The 25,960-nt window shown below is 64.2% G+C and carries 21 protein-coding genes; 8 read left to right on the top strand and 13 right to left on the bottom strand.

Annotation, left to right across the window (positions count from 1 at the left end):
• Window positions 1–78: 78 nt before the first annotated feature.
• Both U0034_RS21705 and U0034_RS21710 read right to left on the bottom strand, forming a co-directional pair.
• Window positions 79–1,641: a methyl-accepting chemotaxis protein gene (locus tag U0034_RS21705; RefSeq protein ID WP_085224892.1), complete on the bottom strand. Its 1,563-nt coding sequence runs from the start codon at window positions 1,639–1,641 to the stop codon at window positions 79–81.
• Between the two features lie 100 nt (window positions 1,642–1,741).
• Window positions 1,742–2,944, bottom strand: coding sequence for a patatin-like phospholipase family protein (locus tag U0034_RS21710; protein WP_085224890.1), 1,203 nt, complete (start codon window positions 2,942–2,944; stop codon window positions 1,742–1,744).
• 532 nt (window positions 2,945–3,476) lie between these two features.
• Between U0034_RS21710 and U0034_RS21715 the strand changes: the two genes are divergently transcribed.
• The 4 genes from U0034_RS21715 to U0034_RS21730 all read left to right on the top strand — a co-directional run bounded on the left by U0034_RS21715 (window position 3,477) and on the right by U0034_RS21730 (window position 8,983).
• Window positions 3,477–5,048 (top strand): methyl-accepting chemotaxis protein, encoded by a 1,572-nt coding sequence (locus U0034_RS21715; RefSeq protein ID WP_085224888.1) that lies wholly within the window; start codon window positions 3,477–3,479, stop codon window positions 5,046–5,048.
• A 129-nt stretch (window positions 5,049–5,177) separates the two neighbouring features.
• Window positions 5,178–5,894 (top strand): gluconate 2-dehydrogenase subunit 3 family protein, encoded by a 717-nt coding sequence (locus U0034_RS21720; RefSeq protein WP_085224886.1) that lies wholly within the window; start codon window positions 5,178–5,180, stop codon window positions 5,892–5,894.
• 2 nt (window positions 5,895–5,896) lie between these two features.
• A complete protein-coding gene (locus tag U0034_RS21725) occupies window positions 5,897–7,672 on the top strand; it encodes a GMC family oxidoreductase (RefSeq protein WP_085224884.1) in 1,776 nt (591 codons plus the stop codon).
• 12 nt (window positions 7,673–7,684) lie between these two features.
• Entirely contained in the window at window positions 7,685–8,983 is a 1,299-nt protein-coding gene (locus U0034_RS21730) for a cytochrome c (RefSeq protein ID WP_085224882.1), read from the top strand.
• Here the strand turns inward: U0034_RS21730 and pdxR are convergent.
• The gene (gene pdxR / locus U0034_RS21735; protein WP_085224880.1) at window positions 8,961–10,451 is read right to left on the bottom strand and encodes a MocR-like pyridoxine biosynthesis transcription factor PdxR; all 1,491 of its coding nucleotides are present in this window, start codon (window positions 10,449–10,451) and stop codon (window positions 8,961–8,963) included. The two genes, U0034_RS21730 and pdxR, sit on opposite strands and share 23 nt — an antisense overlap.
• A gap of 105 nt (window positions 10,452–10,556) precedes the next feature.
• Here pdxR and U0034_RS21740 point away from each other — a divergent pair, with 105 nt between their 5' ends.
• Both U0034_RS21740 and U0034_RS21745 read left to right on the top strand, forming a co-directional pair.
• Window positions 10,557–11,303 carry a pyridoxamine 5'-phosphate oxidase family protein gene (locus U0034_RS21740; RefSeq protein ID WP_085224878.1) on the top strand — a complete coding sequence of 249 codons (747 nt, stop codon included), beginning with the start codon at window positions 10,557–10,559 and terminating at the stop codon, window positions 11,301–11,303.
• Complete coding sequence (locus U0034_RS21745) at window positions 11,300–12,061, top strand: GNAT family N-acetyltransferase (RefSeq protein WP_085224876.1); 762 nt, start codon at window positions 11,300–11,302, stop codon at window positions 12,059–12,061. Before U0034_RS21740 ends, U0034_RS21745 begins: the two co-directional genes overlap by 4 nt.
• Before the next feature lie 111 nt (window positions 12,062–12,172).
• Here the strand turns inward: U0034_RS21745 and U0034_RS21750 are convergent, their stop codons facing one another.
• From U0034_RS21750 to U0034_RS21790, 9 genes are all read right to left on the bottom strand, one after another.
• On the bottom strand, window positions 12,173–12,568 hold the full coding sequence (locus tag U0034_RS21750) for a 2-oxoglutarate dehydrogenase (RefSeq protein WP_085224874.1): 396 nt from the start codon (window positions 12,566–12,568) through the stop codon (window positions 12,173–12,175).
• 48 nt (window positions 12,569–12,616) lie between these two features.
• On the bottom strand, window positions 12,617–14,434 hold the full coding sequence (locus U0034_RS21755; protein ID WP_085224872.1) for a S10 family serine carboxypeptidase-like protein: 1,818 nt from the start codon (window positions 14,432–14,434) through the stop codon (window positions 12,617–12,619).
• A gap of 464 nt (window positions 14,435–14,898) precedes the next feature.
• The gene (locus tag U0034_RS21760) at window positions 14,899–15,246 is read right to left on the bottom strand and encodes a DUF4148 domain-containing protein (protein WP_085224870.1); all 348 of its coding nucleotides are present in this window, start codon (window positions 15,244–15,246) and stop codon (window positions 14,899–14,901) included.
• Between the two features lie 273 nt (window positions 15,247–15,519).
• On the bottom strand, window positions 15,520–16,740 hold the full coding sequence (locus U0034_RS21765) for a DUF2252 domain-containing protein (protein WP_085224867.1): 1,221 nt from the start codon (window positions 16,738–16,740) through the stop codon (window positions 15,520–15,522).
• 124 nt (window positions 16,741–16,864) lie between these two features.
• Window positions 16,865–19,306 carry a penicillin acylase family protein gene (locus U0034_RS21770; RefSeq protein WP_233211845.1) on the bottom strand — a complete coding sequence of 814 codons (2,442 nt, stop codon included), beginning with the start codon at window positions 19,304–19,306 and terminating at the stop codon, window positions 16,865–16,867.
• 330 nt (window positions 19,307–19,636) lie between these two features.
• Window positions 19,637–20,473: a hypothetical protein gene (locus U0034_RS21775; protein ID WP_085224864.1), complete on the bottom strand. Its 837-nt coding sequence runs from the start codon at window positions 20,471–20,473 to the stop codon at window positions 19,637–19,639.
• Window positions 20,474–20,510: 37 nt separating this feature from the next.
• Complete coding sequence (locus tag U0034_RS21780) at window positions 20,511–22,280, bottom strand: thiaminase II/PqqC family protein (RefSeq protein ID WP_085224862.1); 1,770 nt, start codon at window positions 22,278–22,280, stop codon at window positions 20,511–20,513.
• Between the two features lie 60 nt (window positions 22,281–22,340).
• Window positions 22,341–22,514, bottom strand: coding sequence for a hypothetical protein (locus tag U0034_RS21785; protein ID WP_158243487.1), 174 nt, complete (start codon window positions 22,512–22,514; stop codon window positions 22,341–22,343).
• A complete protein-coding gene (locus tag U0034_RS21790) occupies window positions 22,489–22,638 on the bottom strand; it encodes a hypothetical protein (RefSeq protein ID WP_158243486.1) in 150 nt (49 codons plus the stop codon). Before U0034_RS21790 ends, U0034_RS21785 begins: the two co-directional genes overlap by 26 nt.
• A 185-nt stretch (window positions 22,639–22,823) precedes the next feature.
• On the opposite strand from U0034_RS21790, the gene U0034_RS21795 reads away from it, so the two are divergent.
• Both U0034_RS21795 and U0034_RS21800 read left to right on the top strand, forming a co-directional pair.
• Entirely contained in the window at window positions 22,824–23,315 is a 492-nt protein-coding gene (locus U0034_RS21795) for a hypothetical protein (protein WP_085224860.1), read from the top strand.
• 159 nt (window positions 23,316–23,474) lie between these two features.
• Window positions 23,475–24,920, top strand: a complete 1,446-nt coding sequence (locus U0034_RS21800) for a cupin domain-containing protein (RefSeq protein WP_158243485.1) — start codon at window positions 23,475–23,477, stop codon at window positions 24,918–24,920.
• Between the two features lie 39 nt (window positions 24,921–24,959).
• On the opposite strand, the gene U0034_RS21805 is transcribed toward U0034_RS21800, so the two are convergent.
• Window positions 24,960–25,724 (bottom strand): hypothetical protein, encoded by a 765-nt coding sequence (locus U0034_RS21805; RefSeq protein ID WP_327197074.1) that lies wholly within the window; start codon window positions 25,722–25,724, stop codon window positions 24,960–24,962.
• Window positions 25,725–25,960: the final 236 nt, after the last annotated feature.

Here is a 25,960-nt window from a genome sequence, read left to right on the forward strand (position 1 = left end):
CTGTTCTGCCGCGGTAGCCTATAAACGTCTATCGGGCGGGCGACGAAGCGAATGAATGCAGGTAAACCCGTGTGCGACTCAGACGGCCGCCGCGCGCGGTCCATCCACCCGGAACACGCCGACTTCGCCCGTCAGCCGCAGCCCTTGATCCTCCAGCGATTGCGCCGCGGCAGCCGCCTGTTCCACGAGCGCCGCGTTTTGCTGCGTGACTTCATCCATCTGACGAATCGCGCGATTGACCTGCTCGATCCCGCGGCTCTGCTCGTTCGATGCCGCCGCGATCTCGCCGACGATATCTGTCACGCGCTTGACGGCGCTCGCCACGTCGCCGATCGTGCGGCCCGCCTCGTCGGCAAGCGCCGAGCCTTCGCGTACGCGCTCGACCGACGCCGCGATCAACTCCTTGATTTCCTTCGCGGCGCTCGACGAACGCTGCGCGAGACTGCGCACTTCGCTCGCCACGACGGCAAAGCCGCGCCCCTGCTCGCCCGCGCGCGCTGCCTCGACGGCCGCGTTCAACGCGAGGATGTTGGTCTGAAAGGCGATGCCTTCGATGATGCCCGTGATATCGGCGATCTTGTCCGAATGTCCCGCAATGTCGGCCATCGTCTCGACCACGCGATGAACGACGCCGTTGCCGGCGTCCGCCGTGCCTGACGCGTGTGCCGCCAGCGAGCTGGCCTGCTGCGCATTGTCGGCGTTGTGTCGAACCGTGCCCGTCAGCTGTTCCATGCTCGAGGCAGTCTCCTGCAGCGACGCGGCCTGCTCTTCGGTGCGCGCGGAGAGATCCACGTTGCCCGCTGCGATCTGCTTCGATGCAACCGAAACGGCCTGCGTCGATTGCAGGACAGCGCCCAGCGCAACGGCGATGCGCGACAGCAGGTTGTTGAATGCGGCACTCGTCTGGCCGATCTCGTCCATGCGTGCGACCGGCGCGCGCAACGTCAGGTCGAGCGATTCGCTCACGCGTTGCAGCGTGGTGCGAATGCCGTCGAGGCTCGTGCGAATGACTCGGTAGAGATGCGCGGCGAGCCCGGCCGTCACGGCAAGCGCCACGACCATGGTCACGATCATGATGCGCCACGACCAGACATAGGCCGACGTGCTCGTATCCCGAATGGCCGCGGACGCCCGCATGTTGTACGCGATGTGCTCGTCGAGTCCCTTCTTGACGGCCGCCGCCGAGAGCGCGAGCGGCGAGCCGGCGACGAGCGCGGCACGCACGCCGTCCATGTCCCCCGCGCGGGCACTGGCGAGGAAGGGCTGCAGTGCTTGCCGATAAGCGGCCATGTTCGCCCGGTCGGCATCGAGCAGGCGCCGGTCGTTATCGTCGGAGACGTACTGCTTCTCGTAGCCGGCAAGCGCGTCGTCGAACTGCCGGTTCGCCTTGGCGAGCGCGTCCTCGAGCGCCCCCTTGTCCTGCAGGTTCGAGAAGACCGAAAGGCGGTAGCCGGCCAGCCGCGTATCGGCAAGGTAGCCCTTCAGATCGTCGAGCGCCGCGATGCTCGGGATGACGTTGGTCTGAACCGTCTCGAAGCGGTCCTGGCTGCGCGAAAGCTGCACGAGCCCATCGGCGCCCACGAACAGCAGCGCGGCCAGCGCGAAGGAGAGCGTCAACAGAAGGCGGTGGGTGATAGTCATACAGTGAACCTTGAGTGAATGCGGCAAATCGCCAAAACGTGCGGGCACGCCGTACCGCGTGCGATGCCCGCCAACCCATCGATCGACGGGGGAATATGTGCTAGCCGGCTCCGCACGCGGCGTCGCATGCTGTCGCGGCCGGCACCGGCTGCGCGATGGGCCGCTCGCCCGCGGCACGTCGCGCGCGGGCGGGGCTCCGCGCCACTGCCGGCTCGGCGCCGCGCTCGCCCATCAGCGCTTCCCGGTGCTCGTCGCAAAAGCGGCGGCCGGCGTAGTAGCCGATATCGAAGAGACGTTTCATGTTGGAATCGGACCAGTCCAGCACTTCGGGCCAGTGATCGGGCGCGATGCCGCCCGTCAGGTCGACCTTGAGCAACCGCCGCTTGGGCAGCCCCGTCACCGGATCGACGTTGTGCTCGAGCTCGAAGAGCCTCAGGTCGCTCTTCGCGATCTTGACGAGCGGTGTAATGATCGAGCGGACCCAGGCGTCGTAGAGGTTGCGCGGCTTGCGCAGCAGCTTGTCGTCGCCGAGTATGTCGAATACGACGAGCGTGTCGATCTCGCGATGCAGGCCCGGCGCGCCCTCGTCGTCGCTCACGAGCGGTTTGAAGTTCATCGCATCGAGCGCGGCGCCCTCGATGTAGTCGTCGCCGTCGATTTCCGTCGGTGCATAGATGAACGGAAACGAGAGCGCGGCGCGCACGTGCGTGGGCGTGATCTCGTCCTTGCCCCATGTGGTCATCCGGCTCTGCGTAAGGTTGTATGCGTTGATGTAGAAGTCGGCGCGCGCCGCCTGCAGCGCATCGAAATCAACCGCCTGCTCCACGAACGGGAGGTGCGCGCACAAGCCCAGGCTGCCCGGCGCCAGATCGCTCGGCGACATCGTCGCGAGCATGAGCCGCAACCAATCGGCCCACATGCCGGCGGCCGCTCCACCACCGGCCATGCCGGCAAAGCTGTCGAAAAACGTGCGCGTGAACGGGAAAGCGGCAAGTGCGTCGCGATACGCACCGGCAGCAAGTCCCGGCTTCATGAACACCTTGTAGTTCACCGGGAAGATCTCGTAGATCGCATCCGACACGCCAATCTGGGCCCAGCGCGCGAGCGCTTCGCGCGGCGATCCGGAAAGCGGCGCGAGGTACAACAGCCCCATCAGCGCCCCGGCCCCGGAGGTCGAGATCACGTCGAATTCAACGCCCTCGTCGAGGAAAGCGGTCAGCGCACCCGCAATCAACGTCGAATTGGGTGCGCCGCCGCCGAGCAGCAAGGCTTTCTTGCGGGTGGAAGCGATGTGCGTATCCATTATCGTCAGGCTCCAGTCGGGGAGACTGACGTTTTATCGTCAGATCAAAGCAGGACTTTAGGGATTTCCCTTACTTATTTTGCACCGCACCATAACGGTGCCGGCCCGCCCGTTATACGCACCAACCCGCTGATTTGCCGGTCCTTTTTCCCAGCGTGCGGAATGGAACGAAGCTCCGCGCGCTCGTGCGGCGAAGTTATCCCCAGATTTTGTTAGTAAGACTGTGGATAACGTGGGAAAGCGGTGCGTAAGTCCTTGAACGCAAAAAGCCCGGAACAGAGCGCTCAAGCTCGCGGCGGCGTCTGGCCCCGCACGCCCCCCTTGCACCAACGCAGGCGTGCGCACCCACCGTCAGCGCCATGCTCCGCGGGCGGTTTCCGGCATTTTCGAATTCTTTCGAAAGCATTACAAAAAATGGCGCAAACGTTTTATTGATTCACCTCAAGATCTGCGACGAAATGCCGTAGTACTGGACGGACCTCCCTGTGGGCACCGCCCACGAATCTACACAATAAATAAGAAGGACAACGTCATGCGTTCGGCTCTCTCGATCAATGGCCGGCTTGGTTTGGCGATGTGTCTGCTCAGCGTACTGCTCGCTGGGACAGGCGCCGTCGGCTTGGTCGGTATGCGTAGTAGCAACGAAGCAAACCGGCAGACCTACTCGGTGCAGTTGGTCAAAGCCATCGACATCAGCGAGATGACGATCTATGTCGGCCGCGAGCGCACGTCGCTCGACCGGGCAGCCATCTCGCCTGGCTCGGCCGATGCCGAAGCGATGTACCGCAAGACCGATGAAGTCCAGGCAGCCGCGATGAAAGCCTGGAATCACTACCTCGCGCTCCCCCACGACGCCGAAGAAGGACGCCTCGCCGAGGCTACGAGCGAGCAGTTGCGCCAGACGCAGGACGCGCTCGCCGAATTCCGCGAGGCCACGAAAACCGGCAACCACGACGACATCGCCGCCAAGGCCATTCGCGTGGGCACGATCTACACGAAGATGCAAGGCTCGGCCGAGACGCTGAAGCGCTACCAGCTCGACCTCGCCAAAACCCGCTACGAAGAAACGGAAAGGCATTACCAGCTCTTCACCGGCGCGGCCGCCGCCATGATCGTCATCGGCGTGCTGGCCGCACTGTTGAGCTGGGTGTCGCTGCGTCGCGCGATCCTCGGCCCGGTCAATCAGGCGCTCGATCATTTCTCGGCCATCGCGCAAGGCGACCTGCGCCGGTCGATTCATGCAGCCTCGCGCGACGAAATGGGCCGGTTGCTCGATGGCCTCGCCAACATGCAGCGCAGCCTCGCCGGAACGGTGGCGAGCGTGCGCACCGGCAGCGACGCCATTGCGGTGGCCACCCGCCAGATCGCCGCGGGCAACACCGATTTGTCCTCGCGTACCGAATCGCAAGCCGCCTCGCTCGAAGAAACTGCTGCCAGCGCCGAACAACTGACGGGCACGGTCAAGCTGAACGCCGAGAATGCGCGGCAGGCCAGCGCGCTCGCGACGAGCGCATCGGATATCGCGCGTCAAGGCCACGACGTCGTTTCGCGCGTGATCGGTACGATGGGCGAGATCAGCACCAGCTCGGCGAAGATCTCGGAAATCATCGCGCTCATCGACGGCATCGCCTTCCAGACCAACATCCTGGCTCTCAATGCAGCCGTGGAAGCGGCGCGCGCAGGCGAGCAAGGCCGCGGCTTCGCCGTGGTCGCAGGAGAGGTGCGCGCGCTCGCGCAACGCTCCGCCGCCGCAGCGAAGGACATCAAGTCGCTCATCGTCGATTCCGTCGATCGAATTGGAACTGGTTCCGCACAGGTGGAGGAAGCAGGCCGCACGATGGGGCAGATCATCGACGCCGTCATGCGCGTGAACAGCATCATGGACGAGATTTCCGCGGCCTCGCAGGAGCAAAGCCAGGGCATCGGCCAGGTCGCACAGGCCGTCAATCAGATGGACGAAGTGACACAGCAAAACGCGGCACTCGTCGAAGAGGCCACGGCGGCTACGCAGGCACTGCTCACGCAGGCGCAGGCGCTCGCCGATGCCGTCTCGGCATTCAGCCTGCCCGAAGGCGAGCGGCCCGCTCAGCGCGCGCTCGCCTGACACACCCACAGCCACGAACGGCCGGCTGCGCGCCGGCCCGCCCTCCGGGCAGCGGAGGCGGATGACATCCGCCGTCCGTCGCCCGAGGGCGCCCTATTGCCCCACGAGCCCCACGAATCCGAAGACGCTATGACTCAAGACAAGGAACCGCGCAGGCGCTTCTTGCGCCAGATGTTTGCCGTCGTGCCGGCCGCGACGATGACAACCGGCGCCGCACTCACGCAAAGCGGCTGCGAAAAGCAGGCCGTGGCACAGAGTGCCTCTGCCTATCACCCGACGTTTTTCACCGATGCCGAATGGACGTTTCTGATGGCCGCGATCGACCGCCTGATTCCGGCGGACGAGCATGGCGCGGGCGCAATCGAAACGAACGTGCACGAGTACATCGACCGCCAGATGGAAACGCCGTACGGGCACGGCAAGCTGCGCTACGCGCAAGGCCCTTTTCATCCGGATGCGAAGCCGGAGTTCGGCCTGCAGATGAACCTGACGCCGCGCGACATTTACCGCCATGGCATTGCCGAATGCGACGCCTGGTGCAGGAAAACCTATGGCGGCAAGACGTTCGCGACGCTGGACAAGCGCACGCAGGAACAGGTGCTGAAGACGCTCGAGCAGGGCAAGGCCACGTTCGAGACCGTACCGGCCAAAACGTTCTTCTCGTATCTGCTCGCCAACACGAAGGAAGGCTATTTCGCCGATCCCATCTACGGCGGCAATAAGGACATGGGCGGCTGGAAGCTCATCGGTTTCCCGGGCGCGCGCGCCGACTTCGCGGACTGGATCGATCAGCCAAACGCGAAGTATCCGCACGGTCCCGTTTCGATCTCGGGCAAGCGAGGCTGAACATGGCGACGAAGAAGAACAAAGTCGATGCCGTCATCATCGGTCTTGGATGGACCGGGGCGATTCTCGGCCAGGAACTGACCGACGCGGGCTTGAACGTCGTGGCGCTCGAGCGCGGCCCGATGCGCGACACGCCCACCGATGCGCAATATCCGAAAGTGGCCGACGAATTGAAATATGCCGTGCGCGGCGCACTGTTCCAGGATCTCTCGCGCGAGACGGTCACGATCCGGCATACCGTGGACGACATCGCCGTTCCCTACCGGCAGCACGGCTCGTTTCTGCTCGGCGACGGCGTGGGCGGTGCAGGCTTCCACTGGAACGGCATGCATTACCGCAACCTGCCGGAAGAGCTGCAGATGCGCAGCCACTACGAGGCGCGCTATGGGAAGAAGTTCATTCCCGAGAACATGCTGCTGCAGGATTTCGGCGTGACGTACGACGATCTCGAGCCGCACTACGACTTCGCCGAGAAAGTGTTCGGCACGGCGGGGAAGGCCGGCAATCTCGGCGGCAACCTCGTCGCGGGCGGCAACCCGCTCGAGGCGCGCCGCAGCAGCGAATTTCCGACCGCGCCGCTCAAGACCGCCTACGGCCCTCAGCTCTTCGAAAAGGCCGCGCGCGAAGCCGGCTTTCATCCGTACCCCACGCCGGCGGCGAACGCGTCCGAGCCCTATACGAATCCGTATGGCGTGCGCCTCGGGCCCTGCAATTTCTGCGGATACTGCGAAGACTTCGGCTGCTACATGTACTCGAAGGCCTCGCCGCAAACGACGATCCTTCCTGTCTTGCTGAAGAAACCGAACTTCGAACTGCGGCCGCATTCGCATGTCACGAAGATCAACCTCGACGCGAGCGGCAAGCATGCCACCGGCGTGATGTACATCGACGCGCAAGGGCGGGAGATGGAACAGCCGGCCGATATCGTCATCGTCGCCGCGTTCCAGATGCACAACGTGCGCCTGCTGCTGCTCTCGGGCATCGGCAAGCCCTATGACCCCAAGACGGGTGAAGGCGTCGTGGGCAAGAACTACGCGTACCAGATGAATGGCGGCGTCAACGTGCTGCTCCCGAAGGGCACGCAATTGAATCCGTTCATCGGCACGGGTGCCGGCGGCATCGGCATGGACGATCTCAACGGAGATCAGTTCGATCACGGCCCGCTCGGCTTCATCGGCGGCGCAAGCATCCGCCACGTGCGCGCGGGCGGCCGCCCGATCAAGCAGGCAGCGACGCCGCCGGGCACACCGGCTTGGGGCTCGGCCTGGAAAGCCGGCGTCCAGGACGCCTACCAGCGCTACATGACGATCGGAATCTCGGGTTCGGTCATGGCCTATCGCGACGCCTATCTCGACCTCGATCCCACTTACAAGGATGCATTCGGCCTGCCGCTGCTGCGCATGACGTTCGATTGGCACGACAACGAGTTCGACATGCTCGGCTATATCGGCAACCGCATGGGCGACGTCGCCAAGGCGATGAACCCCGAGAAATACTGGGTCTCCACGCGCAAGAAAGGCTCGCATTACGACACGCGGCTCTACCAGAGCACGCACACGACGGGTGGCGCCATCATGGGCACGTCGCCGGCCACGAGCGTCGTCAACCGCTACCTGCAGAGTTGGGACGTGCCCAACGTATTCGTCATGGGCGCTTCGGCATTCCCGCAAAACATGGGTTACAACCCGACGGGCCTCGTTGCGGCGCTCGCGTACTGGTCGGCGAAAGCGATTCGCGAGCAGTACCTGAAGCAAGCCGGCCCGCTCGTGCAAGCGTAAGGAGGATTCACGATGATCCGATCTGCAAGGACACTCGCCTCGTGCGCAGCGGGGCTCGCGCTCTATTGCGCATCCGGCCTCGCCGCCGCCATGCCCGCGAACGATGCTCAACTCGTGCGTCAGGGCGCGTACCTGGCTCGTGCCGGGGACTGCGTTGCCTGTCATACCGCCAAGGGCGGCAAGCCGTTCGCGGGCGGGCTGCCGATCGACACGCCGCTCGGCAAGGTCTACTCGTCGAACATCACACCCGACAAGCGCACGGGCATCGGCGGCTACAGCTTCGACGATTTCGACCGCGCGCTGCGGCACGGCATTGCGAAGTCGGGCAACTCGCTCTACCCGGCCATGCCCTACCCGTCCTACGCGAGCGTAAAGCCTGCGGACGTCAAGGCGCTCTACGCCTACTTCATGCAGGGGGTGGAGCCCGTGCAGCAGGCGAACCGGGCGCCCGACATTCCATGGCCGCTGTCGATGCGCTGGCCGCTCGCGCTGTGGCGCAAGGCGTTCGCGCCAGCCGTCGCGGCGGATGCAGCGGGCGCCGATGGAGATGCCGTCGCGCGCGGCCGCTACCTCGTGCAGGGATTGGCTCATTGCGGCGCATGCCATACGATGCGCGGCATCGGCCTGCAGGAAACAGCGCTCGACGATAGCCGCACCGCGTTCCTCTCGGGCGGACTCGTGGACCACTTCTTCGCGAAGAGCCTGCGCACCGACCCGGTCGAGGGCCTCGGCACCTGGAGCCAGCAGGACATCGTGACGTTCCTCAAGACGGGGCGCACCGCGCATGCGGCGGCATTCGGCGGCATGGCCGACGTGGTGGAGCACAGCACGCAGTACCTGGACGACGGGGACCTCATCGCGATCGCGCGCTTTCTGAAGACGCTGAAACCCATGGACGCCGCGGCGAAACCGCTCGTCTACGACGATACGGCGGCGCAGAGCATGCGAACGGGCACGGCAACGCATGCGGGGGCGCAACTCTTCATCGACAATTGCGCCGCCTGCCATCGCACGTCGGGCAAGGGCTACAGCGAGACGTTTCCGCCGCTCGCGCTGAGTACGGCCGTCAATACGACGGATCCGACTTCGCTGATCCGTCTCGTGCTCGAGGGCGCGCAGATGCCAGGAACGCAGCTCGCGCCGACGCGCTTTGCGATGCCCGGATTTGCCGAGCGCCTCGACGACGACCAGGTGGCGACACTGCTTACGTTCGTACGCAGCAGCTGGGGCAATCGCGCACCGGCCGTCACGGCTTCTCAGGTCGGCAAAGTGCGGCGAGCGATCGGCGCTACCGTGGCGAACGGGCGCTGAGCGTTTCCACGACCGCACGCATGCGCCGTACGAGCGCATCCATCTGCCCGGCCGCCACGGCTCCATAGCCGAGCACGAAACCGTTGTACGCCGAGCTGTCCGTGCCGGGCAGACAAAACGGCGAAAGCGGGCGCAACGTCAGATTGTGTGAGCAGGCAAGGCTGCTCACCGCCGTATCGTCGAGCGGCAGGTCGAGCCGCGCCGACAGATGCATGCCGCCCGCGCCCGACGAGACGGTCAGCACGCCGTTCATGTGGCTATACAGTGCATCGAGCAACGCATCGCGTCTTTGCATGTAGAGCTTGCGCATGCGCCGCAAATGACGCGCGAAATGCCCCGCTTCGATGAACTCCGCCAGCGCGAGCTGCTCGGCCACGCGTCCCATGGGCATCAAGCGCCCGAGCGCGGAGGCCACCGCGCCCGACAACGCGGGCGGCACGACCATGAAAGCGATGCGCAGCCCTGGAAACATGACCTTGCTGAACGTGCCCAGATAGACGACGGGTGCGGCCGGTACGAGCCCCTGCAGCGCCGGCAGCGGCGTGCCCTGGTGACGAAACTCGCTGTCGTAGTCGTCTTCGACGATCCAGGCACCGCACTCGCTTGCGCCGCGCAGCAACGCAAGCCGCCGCTCGAGGTTCATCACGGCCCCGAGTGGATATTGATGCGACGGCGTGATATAGACGATACGCGGTGGCCGGTCCCGCCACAGTTGCGCCGTGGGAGCCAGGCCGTCTGCATCGACGGGCACGGGCACGAGCCGCAGATCGGCCGCCCGAAACGCGGCCTGTGCGCCCGCATATCCGGGGTTTTCGATCCAGGCGGTGTCGCCTGCATCGGCCAGCAGCCGCGCGCAAAGATCGAGGCTGCTTTGCGTGCCGTCGGTGACGACGACCTGCGACGCGTCGCACCGTACGCCGCGCGACATGCGCAGATACTCCGCGATGGTCCGGCGCAATGCCTCGTTGCCCTCTCGTGGCACGTAGCCGAGCTGCGTCGTCTCGATCCCACGCCACGCGCGCTCGAGGCAGCGACGCCACGCAGTCAACGGAAACTCGTCCAGCGCGGGCACACCGGGCGCGAATGCGAACGGCTCGGGGCGGGCGGCGAACGATTCGCTTTCGGGCCGGCCGATACCGGAAACGCGGTGCGAAAGGTTCGCACCCACTTCGGCCGCAGGCGGATCCTGCGGCGCCGAGCCGATGTCCGCCACCACCGTGCCTTGCCGCGTGCCGACGACGAGGCCTTCTTCCGCGAGCCGCTCATAGGCATAGAGCACCGAATTGCGCGCGATGCCGAGTTCGTCGGCCAATACGCGCGAGGCGGCAAGGCGCGTGCCGCGCGCGATCGTTCCGTCGAGAATGGCCGCGCGCAGGCACGCATATAGCCGCCGCTGGCCGGACATGCGAATGTCGCCGTCGCTCGCCGAGCGGCGCGAGAACTTCGTGAGCAGCAGCCCATAATCCATCGTGGCTCCGACCGTGGTCCTAAAATTTATCGATGTCGTGGATCTAGCGATGGTGCCACGTTTTTCTTAAGCTGACGTTTTCAATATATCGATAACGCCGAAGCCATGACCACCGCTACCGACCGCGAAGCCGGCCTGCCCTCGCCCACGGCACGCACGCGCATCAAGCGCGAAGCGCAACGCGCCGATTACAGCCGCGCCACGCTGTACGCGATTCTCGATGCCGCCTACGTCTGTCATGTCGCATTTTCGGACGAAAGCGGCACGCATTGCATTCCCACCGCGTGCTGGCGCGAAGGCCAGCATCTTTACATTCATGGGTCCAACGGCAGCCGCATGCTCAAACTCGCGGCCACCGGCGCGCAGGTGTGCGTAACGGTGACTCATCTCGATGGGCTCGTGCTCGCGCGCTCGGCGTTCAACCATTCGATGAATTACCGCAGCGCCACGATATATGGCGCGTTCGAGGTCGTCCCGAACGAACGCAAGGCGGCAGCGCTCGATGCTTTCATGGAAGCGCTCGCACCGGGACGCTCGCACGAGGCGCGCCCGGGCAACGCGCGCGAACTCGCGGCCACGACGGTTCTGCGCATCGCGCTCGACGAAGCGGCGTGCAAGATCCGCACGGGTGGCCCGAATGACGACGACGGCGATCTCTCGCTGCCAGTGTGGGCCGGCGTGCTGCCGATGGCGCTCGTGCCGCGCGCGCCGGTCGCCCTCGCTGCTCCGGCCGGCACACCCGGGTATGTCGAGCGCTGGCGCCAGAACGCCATCGACGGTACTGCCGTGCCGGCCCCGCGCATGGAACCTGCCCCGGCTGCCGAATCTGCCGAATCGAGGAGCGAAGCATGACGTCGACGCTCGATCACACCGATTCGGCGCCGCGCACGAACGAATTCGGCCAGCCCATCGGGCCGGCCGTGCCGGGCTGGCAGGCGCGCGAGCGGCCACCTCGCACGGCAATGACGGGGCATCGCGTGAGGCTGGAGCCGCTCGATGCGGCCAGGCATGGCGCGGCGCTTTACGCAGCCTACGCCGCGGCCGCCGACACACGCGATTGGACCTATATGAACGCCGGCCCGTTTGCCGACGAAGCCGCCCTCACTGCGCATTTGACACGGGCGGCCGCGAGCGAGGATCCGCTTCATTTCGCCATCGTCGATCTGGCAAGCGGCCAACCGGCCGGCACTTTTGCGCTCATGCGCGTCGATTGCGCGAACGGCGTGGTCGAAGTCGGCCACGTCACGTACTCGCCGCGCTTGCAGCGCTCCGCGGTCGCCACCGAGGCAATGTACCTGCTCATGCGCCGCGTCTTCGACGAACTCGGCTATAGACGCTTCGAGTGGAAATGCGACAGCCTCAATGCGCGCTCTCGCGCGGCCGTGTTGCGCTACGGGTTCGCTTACGAGGGTATTTTTCGGCAGGCCATCGTCTACAAAGGCCGTTCGCGCGATACGGCGTGGTTCTCGCTGCTCGATCACGAGTGGCCCGCGGTGCGGGCGGGTTTCGAGCACTGGCTCGCGCCCGGGAACTTCGACGCCGAAGGCCGGCAGCACATGCCGCTCGCCGAATCGATCGCGCGCAGCCGGGCGAGCGGCGCGAGCGCCTGAGCCCGGACCCGGGCACGCCCACGTTTCGCGCACTTCGCGCGCATTCCCGGCCTGCGAATCGCCCCTTCGAACGTCGGAGCGGGGCGAAGCGTGCCCTTCGCCCCTACCGCGTCATTGACGCTGCTTTTGCTGCAGATACTGCCTGACGTCGGTCATCGACACACGCCCGGTATGCGTGCGGTCGATCTCGTCGAAGTGCTTGGCGATGTAGCCGAGCCCGTTCGCCTGCGCCTGCGTCTTCGTGATGGAGGCGCCATTGCTCAGCGCCGTATTGGCGCCGAGCTTCGCCTCCAACCGCTCCTGGGCCTGTTGCTGCAGCGCTGCCCCGGTGGTCGGCGCGGCGGGGGTCACCCGCGTGCGCGGGAAGTAAGGGCCATCGACGCCCGCGCCGCGGCTGGGCAGCTTCACGGGTGCGACCGACTGCACGCCGGCCGCGCCCGCCTGCGCCGCAGCGAGGCCAAGCACCAGCATGACGGCGGTGCGCCGCACGATATCTATATGGGACATGATGAGCTCGCGATCGTTAGTTGTGCCAAATAGCAGCAGTCCTCATGTTCACAGCGCGGCGGCCTGGGTCGCCACCGCCGGGCCCGTCGGCTCGTCGGCCGGCGCCTCGTCGCGCCACGGCGGCGGCAGCATCCGCAGGCCGAGCGAGCCGGGAATCGGCAGCCCCGCGTAGAACTGCGCGAGCTGCGACTTCATTTGCGGCCGCGCGGTATCGTCGAGATAAGTCATGTGTCCACCGGCGAAGAAGTTCACGGCCAGATACGGGTTGAGCCCCGGCACCGATTGCAGCCTCGCCAACTCCTTCTCCGTGCTGAAAAACGGCGTGGCGAGATCGTGATAGCCGTTCTCCGCCAGCACTTTCAACTGTGGATCAAGTGTGAGCGCGGCCAGCAGATCGGGCACGGTGTCGGGCAACGGCTGCCCCGCATGCGAGAAGTCCCACACCTGAATGATGTCCTCGTTGAGCGGCATGAACGTCGCGTTCGGCGCGGTGTAGCCCAGATAGTTCGGCAACTGCGTCTGCAGCGCGGTTGCGAAGGGTTGCGCGATGAGGATATCGGAGGGGTCCGAATCCGTCTGGAGCCGGGGGTCCGAATTCGGTAGCGACACACGTCCGTCATAGCGGCCGATCGTCGTGCCCGGCAAGAGCGTCGTGGAGAAAGGCTCGCGATTGAAATAGCCGTTGAGCGCCTGCATCGTCATGCCCGATCCCCAGGTCCACGAAGCAAGTGTCGACATGCTCGGCAACACGGGCTTGCCCAACGCATCGGGTATGCCGAGCTGGCTCAGCACCCACGTTTGCGAGTACTTCTTGAAGTGCCGATATTCGTTCTTGACGAACTGCTCCACCTGCCACGCGTAGGCTGCGTCATCGATCGGTGCCGGCTGAACTTGATTGAAATACGCAGCCACTTCGGCGTAAGCGGGCAGATAACCGCTCAGGGTATCGGTGTCGAGCGCGAGCCCGGCGGTCGAACTCGTGATCGCTACTGCCTCGATGGCGTCGGCGAAATAATTGAGGATGGACGACTGAAGAACGATACCCGACAAATGCACGCCCGCCGTCTCCAGCGAAAGCGCGAGCATATCCGTGCGCGGCGTGCCGTACGATTCGCCGTAGAGGTATATCGGCGAATCGCCGCGCTTGTTCGCGGCCAGATAGCGCTCGATAAAATCGCGCATGACGACGACGTCGGGATCGCAGCCCCAGAAGGTCTTGTTCGTATTCGGCAAGATGGCCTCGGACAGCCCTGTGCCGGGAGGGTCGATGAAGACCATATCCGTCGTATCGATGAGGCTTTCGGCGTTCGGCACGAGCGGGTAATTGGGCCAATTCGTGAGGAGCGGATCAGGCGTGGCGACGCGGGTCGGCGCGAACGAGCCGAGGCGCAACCAGATCGACGACGAGCCGGGGCCACCGTTGTAGAAAAAGGTGACGGGGCGCGGCGCGCCGTTCGTGGACGGTGCCGTATAGGCAACGTAGGACATGGTGGCTTCGGGCCGGCCATTCGAATCGATAGCGGTAAGATGGCCGGTAGTCGTGGTGTAGTCGATCGTCTTCGAACCCGACGTCCACGTGTAATGCATGACCGCCGCTTTCTCGGCCACCTGCGACGGATCGAGACCGTCGTCCGCCTTGGGCGAGTAGGCAATCGGGTCGGTATAGGGCTGATTGGCGGTTGGGCTGCTCTGTGCGGCCTTCGCATCGGCCGATGCCGTCTGCCGCACGACGCTCGATGCCCCTGACGACCCGCCGTCCCCTCCTCCGCATCCCGACAGGATCAATGCCGCAACGATGCCTGCCCCAAGCCAGACGCATCGGCCATAACGGCCGTCGCTGCCGGCGACACTCCGGTCCGGTTTCATTTCTGCCCCTGTTCGATAAGTGGATCGATTGCGCGAAATCCCGATTCCGCATCGGGTGCGAACCTCTCAACGCTCGAAAGCGCGCGAACGCCTCCCTTCGCCGGGATATTCCATTGCGGCTTCCGATAATTCACTACCATTTTTAGGAGGGCGAATTAATTCATTCGCCAAAATGAAAATTAGATTTACACCGGATATTTGTCAAGAGACACGAATATCAACAATACTCAACCAGAAACCGGCCACAAATTTATCCTGTCAGCGAAATTAACGTCGCCAATACGCAGAAAGGAAATTGTCATTTCATTGAATTGATAATGTATTGGTGCACGGCGATGAAAACCGCGCGCGCAACCGCCCTCCGGCAAGATTGCGCGGAGACATGACTGGGGAAAAAAGGGGAATGGGTCTCTGACGACGCCGCCCGTGAGAGTGGCGCCGTCAGCCAAGGTCACCAACGAACGTTACTGACCCTCAGGCTGCCACGCAGGCGTGCCACGCTCCATCTGGCCCGGCTGCATTTGCGGCTGCATTTGCGGCTGCATTTGCATCTGGCGGCCGGACTGCGAGGTGCCGGCCTGGGTGCCCCCGATTCCCGTCTGCGTCTCGACGCGGGCCTCGGCGGCCTGGATGTTGTCGGGATAGTTCGAACCATCGGCCGACGCGGCGGACTGGTAGCCTGCCTGTTGAAGCTGCTGCAGATCGGCTTTGACCTGATCGCGCGTCAACGCTTCGTTGGATTGTTGCGCGAATAGTGTAGTCGGCAGCGACAACACAGCAGAGATTGCAATAACCCGGAATGCGGTCTTCATGATGGATCCTCCAAGTACGTGCACCCTAACGGCGAACGAGCGGTCGGAGCTGCGCCATGAAGCATAGGCGACCAACCTTAAGAAAACGTTAAGCAGCACGTGGCATTTGTCCGACGAGCATGCCCGATGCCACTCGACCGTTTCACTTTATTCGTGCGCATGGCCCGTACCCGTCCCGCGAGGAAAAGACGACATTAAAATAGCGCCCGATTCCGAATCGATTTCAAATCTTTTTAAACCACTTCGGAGCAGTCGAAACGGCGGGCCCGTGCGTTATCGCCGGCCCGCCGCCTGCACGTCGAACGCGCCGGCGTCATGGCTTGCGCAATAAGCACGCCAATCGTCGGCCACCTGCCCGGCCGCCTTCACCGCCAGATCGATGAGCCCCACCGGCCAATCATCGCGAGCGCCGAACGCGATCAGTTCGTCAGCGATGGCCGAACCTTGCCGCCCTCCGCTGCGCAGCTGAGCCCATGCACACAGCTGCGCCATCGTATTGACGACCGTTTCGAGCCGGGGCAGCTTGCCGTTCCACTTGCCGAGATCGACCCGATCCTCCGAAGGCTGAAGGCTGCGCAACACATACGAGCGTCCGTTGAAATCGACGGCGTGCAAAAAGGCCTGCGAAACGGCTTGCATGCGCTGCTGCACCGAAACTACGCGTTCGGCGTCACTGCGCCATCCAGGCTGAGGGGTGCTGATATGCACCGCCAACGATGAAGGCAGCGCCTCCTTCAGATCGATCAGATAATTGCCGTCTGGCGAACCTTTCCCCTCCACCAGAATCACGTATCGGTCGACACCCAGGCTGCCTGTGCCGGCAATGCGCCGCGCGACGTCGAGCGGGCGGTAGAACTCGCGGTTTTCCTGTTGCTCGGCGAACGCGGTCATGAAGCCGAGCACTTGCTCGCGCGTGCCCTTGTCCACCGGCAGCGCGCGCTTGCCGTCCGCGCGCAGCACGCGCTTCTTGCCGTCCATCGTCGTCCGGCGGTCGAGGTGATCGATCCGGGAACGCTTGCCGAGTCCGTCGAAAAGCTCGCTCACCATGCCTTCGGCCAGCTCGGCTTCGATCCATCGCGCCTTGCCGGCGCGCAGCGCTTCGCGATAGGCCGCGACCGCCATGTGGCAGAGCGCGAGTGCTTCGGCGCGGCTCAATTCGATTTCGTCAGCCGCGACAAGCACACCCGTAACGAGCCGTACGATCTCGAACAGATTGGGCGCGAGGCAAGCTTCGTCGAAATCGTTGATGTCGAAGTAGACGAGCCCATTGTCAGCCTTGTAGGTGCCGAAGTTCTGCAAGTGCAGGTCGCCCGACACCCATACGCGCGGCCCCGCTTGCAGCACGTGCTCGTGCGCGAGCCGCTGATAAAAAAGGTGACAGGTGCCGCGATAGAAACTGAGCACGGACTCACGCATGAGCGCGTATTTCATTCGCAGCCGCTCGCCGTCGCGCCCGGCATTGAACCCCGCAATTGTCGATGCCACGTCGTTCATGGTGGTCCTCATCGTGTGGTCAGCCGGCGGGCTCGGCGCTCAGCCGCCGGTGGAAGGAGCGAATCGCCGCAACTCGCGCGGCAATCCTGGCCGCTCCCATTCCGGAGCAAATTCAGGAGCAAATTCACGGCCGCAGCGTCAGTTTGTGCCGCGCCGGGCCCGGCAGAAACGGGGCCGATTCGCCTCGCACCCATGCCTCGTGTCCGGCCAGAAAATACGGCGAGGCGGGATTACCCGACTGCCCACCCGGCATATGAAAGATGCCCTCGTCTTCATGCCCGGGCGACACCACCATCCTTTCAGACGCGCCAAACGACGCTCCCTGCACGCGCGGCATGTTGAAATCGCCGGAGAGCGGATCCGCAGGGGCCGCGAGCAGCGTGCGCAGCGACGCGAGCGCCGGCGGAATCAGGCGTTCGAACGGATGCGCGATCGCAGCACGGTTGCGTTCGCCCCATACGGCATGGTCCAGCGAGCCGCTCGCACCGTCAATGGCCTTTGCCTGCTCGATCGCATCGTCGATGCGGGCGAGCACGAACGCATGCCAGTCGGCATAGCCGGGCGGAACCCACGCCTCGTAGCGGGCCAGCGATTCCATGACGGCGAGCCGGCGCGAGTTGGCAACCGCATAGGTGAGGCCGGCCTGGGTCTGGCCGAGCGCCGCGTCGAGCGGGGCGAACCAGGCCGAGTACATCGAATCGAAGAACGCGCGGGCAAGCGCATAACCGGCTGCATCGGCGTCCGCTCTGCCATTCCAGGCGCTGAGGATCTGCTTGAACCGCGCGCGATCGGGATGTCCGTCGAGCGCCGCGCCGTCCAGCGCGGTTTGCGCGAGTTGCCGCCAGGGCTCGACCCAGAGCGCGCGGTCATCGGTCTGAACGGCGAGCAAATCATGCGGCACGGCACTTTGGCGCGCGAGGAGGTCGTCGCGGATCTGCGTGGCGCGCGCGCCGACGTCTGCGCCGCCATCGCCGATCTTCGCCTGGTCGGCGCCGGCCAATTGCCGATTGTTCGCATTCCAGAGGCGCCCCGACGGCGGATCGACGAGCGCCGGATAATCGGGCGGCGCCAGGTAGCCGCGCCAGCCCGCGTAGGTACTCGAGCGCCAAGGCAGGTCGGGCAGCGGGGGCGTCTGGCCGGCAAACGGCATCGGTTCATGTCGCGGCAGCGGTCCGGCCAGCGTCCACCCGATGTGCCCGTCCGCATCGGCCACGAGCATGTTCTGTGTGGGGATGCCCATCGTTTGCGCCACGGCGAGCGCCTCGCGAACCGTGCGGACATCCTCCATCTGCCGCAAACGCAGGTTGACCGCATTGGCGTCGTGCGCCGTCCAGCGAATCGCGTACGCTTTCGTCCCGGCGTTCGTGACCGGCCCCCACCGCGTTTCGGCCACCTCGAGGGTGACCGCCTTTTCACCGCGCACATCGATACGTTCATGCGTGATGCGCGCGCGCTCCCAGGCGCCGCCCGGCACGCGGTAGCGGTTCGCATCGCGGCTGTCGCGCTCGAGCTCGACGAGATCCATGTAATGCCCGTAGCTGTTGGTGAAGCCCCAGGCAACGCGCCCGTTGCTGCCCGCCACGATCGTCGGCGCGCCAGGAAGCGTGACGCCCGTGAAACGCCGCTCGACGCCCGCCTTGCTTCGCTGCACCAGCGACAAGCGATACCAGACGTTCGGCAGCCGCAGCGACAGGTGCATGTCGTTGGCCACCATCGCCCGCTGCGCGTGCGCATGCGCGCCATCGACAGCCCACGCGTTGCTGCCCGTCATCGCGTTCGCGGCCCCCCACGCCTGCCAGTCGGATACCATCGTCTGCGGCGTGCGCGCATGCGCCCCGTCAAGCCAATCGGGCGCCGCGGGCGAAGGCGGCGCGGCCACGGCCGGTATCGATGCCACATCGAGCAGCGCGTCCCAATGGCTCGAGGTCGGCAAAAGAAACGCTAGCAGATCGGGCGACACGCGCTCGCGCAGCGCCTCTCTCGCGAGGATGCGCCTGAGTTCGCCGTACTGCAGATCGAAGTACATGGCATAGACGGCCAGCAAGCTGTCTTCGCTCGACCATGGCTTAGGGCGCTCGCCAAGCAACATGTATTCGAACGGGCGCACCGTCAACGCATCGAGCCCGTCGTTGACCCCTGCCACATAGCGCTCGAGCAGGCGCCGCTCATCCGCCGGCAATGCGGCCACGGCGTCGTGTGCGCGGGCGCGGAAGCGGTGAATGCGATGGCTCTCGTCGAGACTTACGGCAGCCGGCCCGATCAATCCCGCCAGTTCGCCGGCCGCCGAGCGCCGCAACAGGTCCATCTGGAAAAAGCGGTCCTGCGCATGCACGAAGCCCGTCGCGTAGGCAAGATCCTCGCGCGACGTTCCCGAAAGCGTCGCGACTCCCTGCGCGTCGCGCTCGATGCCGACCGATGCGCCGAGCGATGGCACTGTGCGCGTGCCGTCGAGCTGCGGCAAGCTTCCACGCACGAGGAGAATGGCGCAAACGGCCGCGGCGGCGAGCAGCAGGCACGCGCCGAGCAGGACAAAGAGAGAAATGCGAAAGAGCCTCGAACGAGGCAAGCGTATCGTTTCCGGTTCGCTTCGGGCGATCATCGTGGTGGTTACGGTTCAGAGCAGGTTGGCAAAGCGGCGCACGCCGCTACTCATCGAGCCCCGGTAGCGTAATCGAACCGGCGGATAATTACACGCGCCCGGCGTCAAGGATGTCGGCCAGCGGCTCGATCGAACCGCCCCGCCGCAACGAAAGGTGCGCCCAATGACTATGCGTACCGGTCGGCCTCGCACTGCCCGGCCGACGTGTGTGGCGCTATGCGAACGCGCGCAGCGCTGCCGTTGGCTGGCGAAGCGGGACGCAAGGCCGCGTTTGCCTGTTCTTGAACCGATCGGTCCTCAAAGCGCAAGCAGATAATCTCCAGGCCAACCGAACTGCGGATCGGCGGCAAAACCGCTGAGATTCAAACCTCGATCGGGCTGGATGCACCGGTAGCCCCCGATCGTATCGACCAGTGTGCCCGTCCTGTCCACGATGACCGATGGGTGCAGCCGGCGGACGACGACAAGCGGATCCCACACGGCGTGCCTGCCGCGCCAACGCGAGCCTTCCTTGACGAACGACGCGCGTACGATGGTACAGCTGCGCCCCATGCGCGAAGATGCTGTTGGTTCCCAGTCGCGGCCGTCGCGAATTTCTATCGCGCACCGTCCCGTGCAGCCCACCACACGCTCCGCGCCCAGTATCCGACTCACGTTGGCAACCGTTTGTCGCCGGCCCGTGACCACAGCCAGCGCGATCCGCCGCGGCGGCAGCGACCCCAGCAGCGTGGCGGCATCGGTTTGCGCGGCATTGAGTGCTTCCTTTACTCCGAGCGCTGCTGCGATTCCCGCAACCACTCGTGCGCCCGAGCCAACATTGTCCCGACTGAACGCGCAGGTAACCGGAACGCCTAGAAAAGCGAAGGGCAAGGCGCGACGGATGGTATGCAACGCGAACCCGTATCCCGGCAATAGCGAGAACACACGGCCCGCATTGTCCAGTTTCGGTGGAGCCGCATTGCAAGCCATCAGTTTCCGATACGACCACGCCTTCAGTTCGAGCAGTTCGGCGGTAAGCATTCGCCGCCAGGTAGCGGCCGGCATGCGCGAGTCCCAGGTGGCCCGGAGCAATTTTTCGAATTGGGCGCGATCGTCCAGAACCGTCTCGAGCGCAGCCAGCGCGTCCTGATCCAATCCGCGTAAGCGAAGCGCATCAAGGAGCTCCGGACGCCTAGCCGACCCACCCGATTCGCTGCGCCACCGAGGCCTCGTGGACATAATGATCGGCGATTCCATCAAGAAAGCTCCAGGCCAGTTGTCCGATCAATGCGCCATGCTCCAGCGTCATCGGCTCCAGCGGGTAGGCACTGAGGAGCGCTGCAAGCTCCTCCGCATCGTCGCAGTGTCCGCAATCCCGATCGATGTGGTCGTGGTCGCGCATCCCGGTAATGATTTGCGCGGCTTGCGCGGACGTCGTCGAGACCGCCTCGTAGAACGCGTCGCTGTTGTCGCGCAAGGAGCCTTGCAGACAGATCTGTGCGAGACAGTAGGCTTTCCAGTTGACCCGCGCCGCATCCACCAATGCGCCGACGAACGCCCGGGTGGTGGGAAGCGGGCGCCACGCCGCCAGGTCGGTGCCCCCCGGCAGATGACGCTCCAGAATGGACGCGTGCCCCTGCTCTTCCTTCATGTGGTGGACCATCCAGTTCCTGATGCGCCGGTCGGGGCAAGACGCGATTACATTGGCGTTGTGCCTTGCCGCAGCCCGCAGATAGACAATGTTCTCGGCGATCCAACCGGTCGAAAGCGCAACGGCAGACTCGCCCTTCGCATGAAGCATGAGATCCCACAACCGGTGGCCATCGATCAGACGCACCCACTCTCGCGCGTGGGCCGGCACGGGCTTCGCATCGGGTTGCCAGCCGGAGGCGGCAAGCTCGCCAAGCGCCGCCGGGACAGGCGTGACCGATGGCGTTTCCAGCAGCACCATGCTCGACAGCGCCGCCCGGACAGCAGACGAGTGATCCGCGGCATAAGCCGTTGCGTGCAGGACGCTTGCCGGCCACACCGGAATGCCCGACCAGAAGCGGTCGCGATAAGCGGCCGATTCATCGCCTCTCCCGGCAGCAGCCGTGTCCTGCTGAGAAAGCAGGAGCACGGCCATGCCGGAACTTCCCTGCTGGAACGCGGAGAACCAGCGATACAGCATCTCGGCTACCTGCGTACTGGCATTCAACGCGGTTGCCAATCGGTCGGAATGAACGGTCGGGCCGAGCGCACGCAAAACGTTGCGCCAGGTCTGACCGTGACCGAGCTCATGATCAACCGTCACATGGCGCTTGAATGCCGCGACCGTGCGCTCATGCAAAAGACCTCGCGCCACCAGCATCTCGTGCCATCGCAATACGACATCGCGATCGCTCGCGGTCGATTCCAGCAGCCCTGAACATACCGCGGCGGAAAGCGGATCATGGGTTGCCACGTCGCGCATCAGGTGAATCAGTTCAATCGTGCGCGGGTCCGGGCGGATCGATCGAATCGCCTCGGCAGATACCCCCAACGTCTCGAGCGCGCGCTCGAAATATATCGAATGGTCGCTTTCTTCCAGCAGGTGGCGCGCAAGTATCTCAGTGACCTCGCTGTCGGGATAACTGCATGAAACGCCTGGTGCCATGCGGGCCGGAGCAGCCTCGAGATAGTGTCGCGTTTCAATAAGATAAGCAAGAAGCGGCTCGACGGCATTCTCTCCGGAACGGAAACACTCCCAGACAGGATGAGAAAAAAGATAATCCATCGCGGCGCCGAATTGCTCCTCGATAATTTCCTCCGCCACCTCGAACGGAATATCGCGATCGATAAGGCGCAGGTCCAGCGTGCGCCCGATCCGGCTAACGATTTCCCGTCGGGGCGCCTCGCCCTGACCGATCAGTAGATTATCGATTCTGAAAACGTGCCGATCAAAAACGTTTCCAAGGAAGGGGACCGTCCGGCGAAGCTCCATAGCATTTCTTCCATGTCGCAGACGCCCATGCGCTGCGGCGCCTGCGAAAAATCGACAGTGTTATTCGACAACGGCGGCGCGCAAAGCCGATGCCGCACGCTCGGTGGCTCTCACGATCGCCTCGAGCTGCTGAATATCTTCGGCGCTCAGTTTTCCCTCGTGCAAGCGCTTCTTGACCTCGACGAGTTTTTCGCGGCTCTGAAATTCGTCATCCTTTGAATAACTCTTTTCCATTTCCTTTCTCCTTCATTGCGTGAATGCGACGTGAAGTATCGCTCTGCAAGGATAGGATCGACGCATAAAAAGTAAAGCCGATTTTCAGCACCTCGCCGGCACCGCCATACTCTTGAAATTCCATCCGCTTGTGCTACCGTTTATTGGCCCCGCACACACTTTCAATCACCCGGCTCGAAACATGAAATATAAGACACCGGCGCGGGGGGAGGGCTTTTGGGGACCAGCATATTAGACAGAACATTCTTACGCCCCATAAACCCAGTGTTTCTCGGTTTTTATATGCCGATTTAAATCAAGGAGCTTAAAATGAGTGAATCGAGCTCGAAGGTCTCCGAATTGGGCACAAGCGATCCGGCCGCAAATCTCGCCAGGAACTTGTCGACGGACCTTGCGCGCAACCTGGCGGAAGACTTGGCGCGGAATTTTGCCCAGGACCTGTCTCGCAACCTCGCCCAGGACCTGGGCCGAAACCTGGCTCAAGACCTGGCACGCAATCTCGCACACGACCTGAGCCGCAATTTCGCTCACGACATCTCGCGCAACCTCGCACAGGATCTTGCGCGTAACGTCGCCAGCGATCTAAGCAGAAATCTCGGGCAAGAAGTAACGCGTAATGCGGCCACCGATGTGGGCCGCAATCTGGCTCAGGATCTGGCGCGCAACATGGCCACCGATGTGAGCCGCAATCTCGCTCAAGACCTGGGGCGCAACCTCGCTCAGGATCTGGGCCGCAATCTGGCGCAGGACCTCAGCCGCAACCTCGCGCAGGATCTCGGCAAGGCGCCGTATAAGGCTTGACGGATTTCCCGACCAACCACGGCTGATTCAGAGGCTCCACGCGCTCGAGTCGCGCCTGCCGGGCGCTCGAGCGCAAATGACGTGTGCACGCTTGATCCCGCCTGTGCGGGCCGACGCAACGCGAAAGTCATGGTTCTGACTACGCAGCGGCATGTGCGAATGCGATCGATACGGGCTCGTACGCCTGCGAAGCGTTCTGGGGCGCAGGGGGCGGAGTCCGAATCTCGCCTGGGGGGCGGCCGCAACGCTTCATTTGTTCTGACGGAGGACTGCGTCCCGACAGGGGCGGGACGGGTGCCATCGCGCATCCGGACAAACAGAAGGCATCTCCTGGCCCATCGCGCGCCGGACATGCCGGCCCGACCAATCTTTTTGAATAGGTCATTCCGTATGGATAATGCAGCCCAATTCACGTTCCGTGATCTGATTGCCCCGCTCAGCGCGGACCAGTTTTTTTCGGATTACTGGGAAACGAAGCCGCTGCATCTCGCAAGGGACCAGCAAAGACACTATGCACAACTGATTTCGGCGACCGATGTCGAAACCATGCTGGCCGAACAGGATATCCGCCACCCAGGAATCCGGCTCGCGAAAGGCGGCCGGTACCTTGCGCCCGACACCTATTCGACGGATATGCACTACGGCGACGATCTGTTTCGCGGCGTCCCCGACCTCGACGTCGTATATGCGCACTATCGCACCGGAGCCACGGTGATCCTGCCGGCCCTCCATCGGACATGGGCGCCGCTGAACAGACTTTGCGCCGCCATGGAGGCCGAACTCAATCACGTGGTGCATACCAATCTTTATTTGACGCCGGGCGGTACGGCGGGTTTCAGCGCGCACTACGACGCTCACGAAGTGTTCATCCTGCAGATCGACGGCCGCAAGCATTGGCGGATATACGAGCCGCCCCTTTTGCTTCCGCACCATACCCAACCCTTCTCGCCAGCGGGATACGTGCTGCCGCCACCCATGTTCGAAATCGACCTCATGCCCGGCGATCTCCTGTACCTGCCTCGAGGCTATGTCCACGACACGCTCACGAGCGATGACCATTCGGCTCACGTCACGCTTGGCATCAGTGTCTACACATGGGTCGAGCTGTTGGCGGAAGCGCTGGCGGCGTGCAAAGAGCGTCTCGATCTGCGTCGGGCGTTGCCTCCCGGCTTCGCCAACTCCGCCCAGTCGGCCGCGCAGCTGGCATCGACGCTCGGCGAGATCCTCGGCACGCTCCAGGCCGCGGTCGAATCGCAGGCGGTGGTCGATTCGTTCAAAGCGAAGGTGTTACCGGGCACGATCAAGCGAAGAGGGCATTTCACCCCTCATGCGTCGACCATCGGCACGGATACGCGCCTGTATAGGCTACCGCCCGGTCGATTCGAGGTTTCTCGCGAGGAAGGCCAGATCGCGCTGATGTTCGACGGCAAATCGATGAAAGTGCCCGATTACGCGGGCGAAGCGATCGAAATCATTACGCGCGGCGAATCGTTTCTCGTTCGGGATCTCGCATCGTCACTCGGGCTGGACGGCTCGCTGACCTTGGCGCATGCGCTGTTCCTCGCGGGATTCGTCACAGCGGAACCGGCAGCGGCGCTTGTGTGATGCGCGGGGGGCACGATGGCCCCCCGCGCTCGAGACGGACTATTGCGGGTGGGCCCATAAGCGGGTCAGGGGACCGCCGGGGCCTGCCACCGGGTCGCTCGGAGGAAACGACGTCCGCAGCATCGCCTGCCGTTGCTCTTCGCCTACTGCGGTGCGGCTGATGCCCGTGTCCTGGTTGGGCGGATAGCCGCCCACCACGAGAAAATCGTCGCTGGCTTCGATCCGGCGATGCCCTGTGCCAGCCGGCAGGACGACGACATCGCCCGCCCTCACTTCGAGTTCGCGCCCGAGCGGCGGCGGCCCGCCGAGTACGAGCCGCGCCCAGCCTCGCGCAAAACCAAGTACTTCGTGGGTCGCGGGATGAAAATGGTGGAAGTCATAGACACCGTCGCGCCATTGCGATGGCCAGCCGTTGCGCGTGAACCGCTGCTCGAACGGCACGGCCACATCCGCGGCGCCGTCAAGCGCAATCGCGCCGCGATAAAGCAGCACGGGCAGTCTCTCATTGTTCGGAATCCAGCCGTTCGCGTCCAGAACGAACGCCTCGGGCTGCGACGTCGCGGGCGCCCCCGCATTGCGCGTGCCGTGCCGATCCGGCAGATCGCTCGTCTCGGGATGGTCGGGCGTCCGCTCCGCAGCGGCCGGCCGCGCGGAAAGCGGCGGGTAGCTGCGACAGCAACCGTCCACGGAAGTATCGGCCGCGCAGCGTTGAAAAGCGTCTGCATCGTCCTTCCGCGAGAAAGCATAGAGGGTCTGGTCGACCTGCACCTCGGTATCGGACTGACGAATAGCCATGGTAGTCATTGAATGCTCCGGAATTGGCGTGGTGGCGCCCCTATTGGTTCGCATCGCGCATGCCCGATGTTCCGTCCGCCGTTCCCCGCAAACCTTTCATTTAAATTACATTGAGTTCCCCCAGCCACGCTGCCGTTGCGCACGCCGCGCAGGCGCATTTCGCGGCGCACCGTCCAATTCTGTGTTGCGTGGACTGCCCGGCCGATCTCGCGCGCCGCAGATCAACGTACAATCGTGGTTTTTGC

The sequence above is a fragment of the Trinickia caryophylli genome (genome assembly GCF_034424545.1).
In the GTDB taxonomy this organism is placed as follows: domain Bacteria; phylum Pseudomonadota; class Gammaproteobacteria; order Burkholderiales; family Burkholderiaceae; genus Trinickia; species Trinickia caryophylli.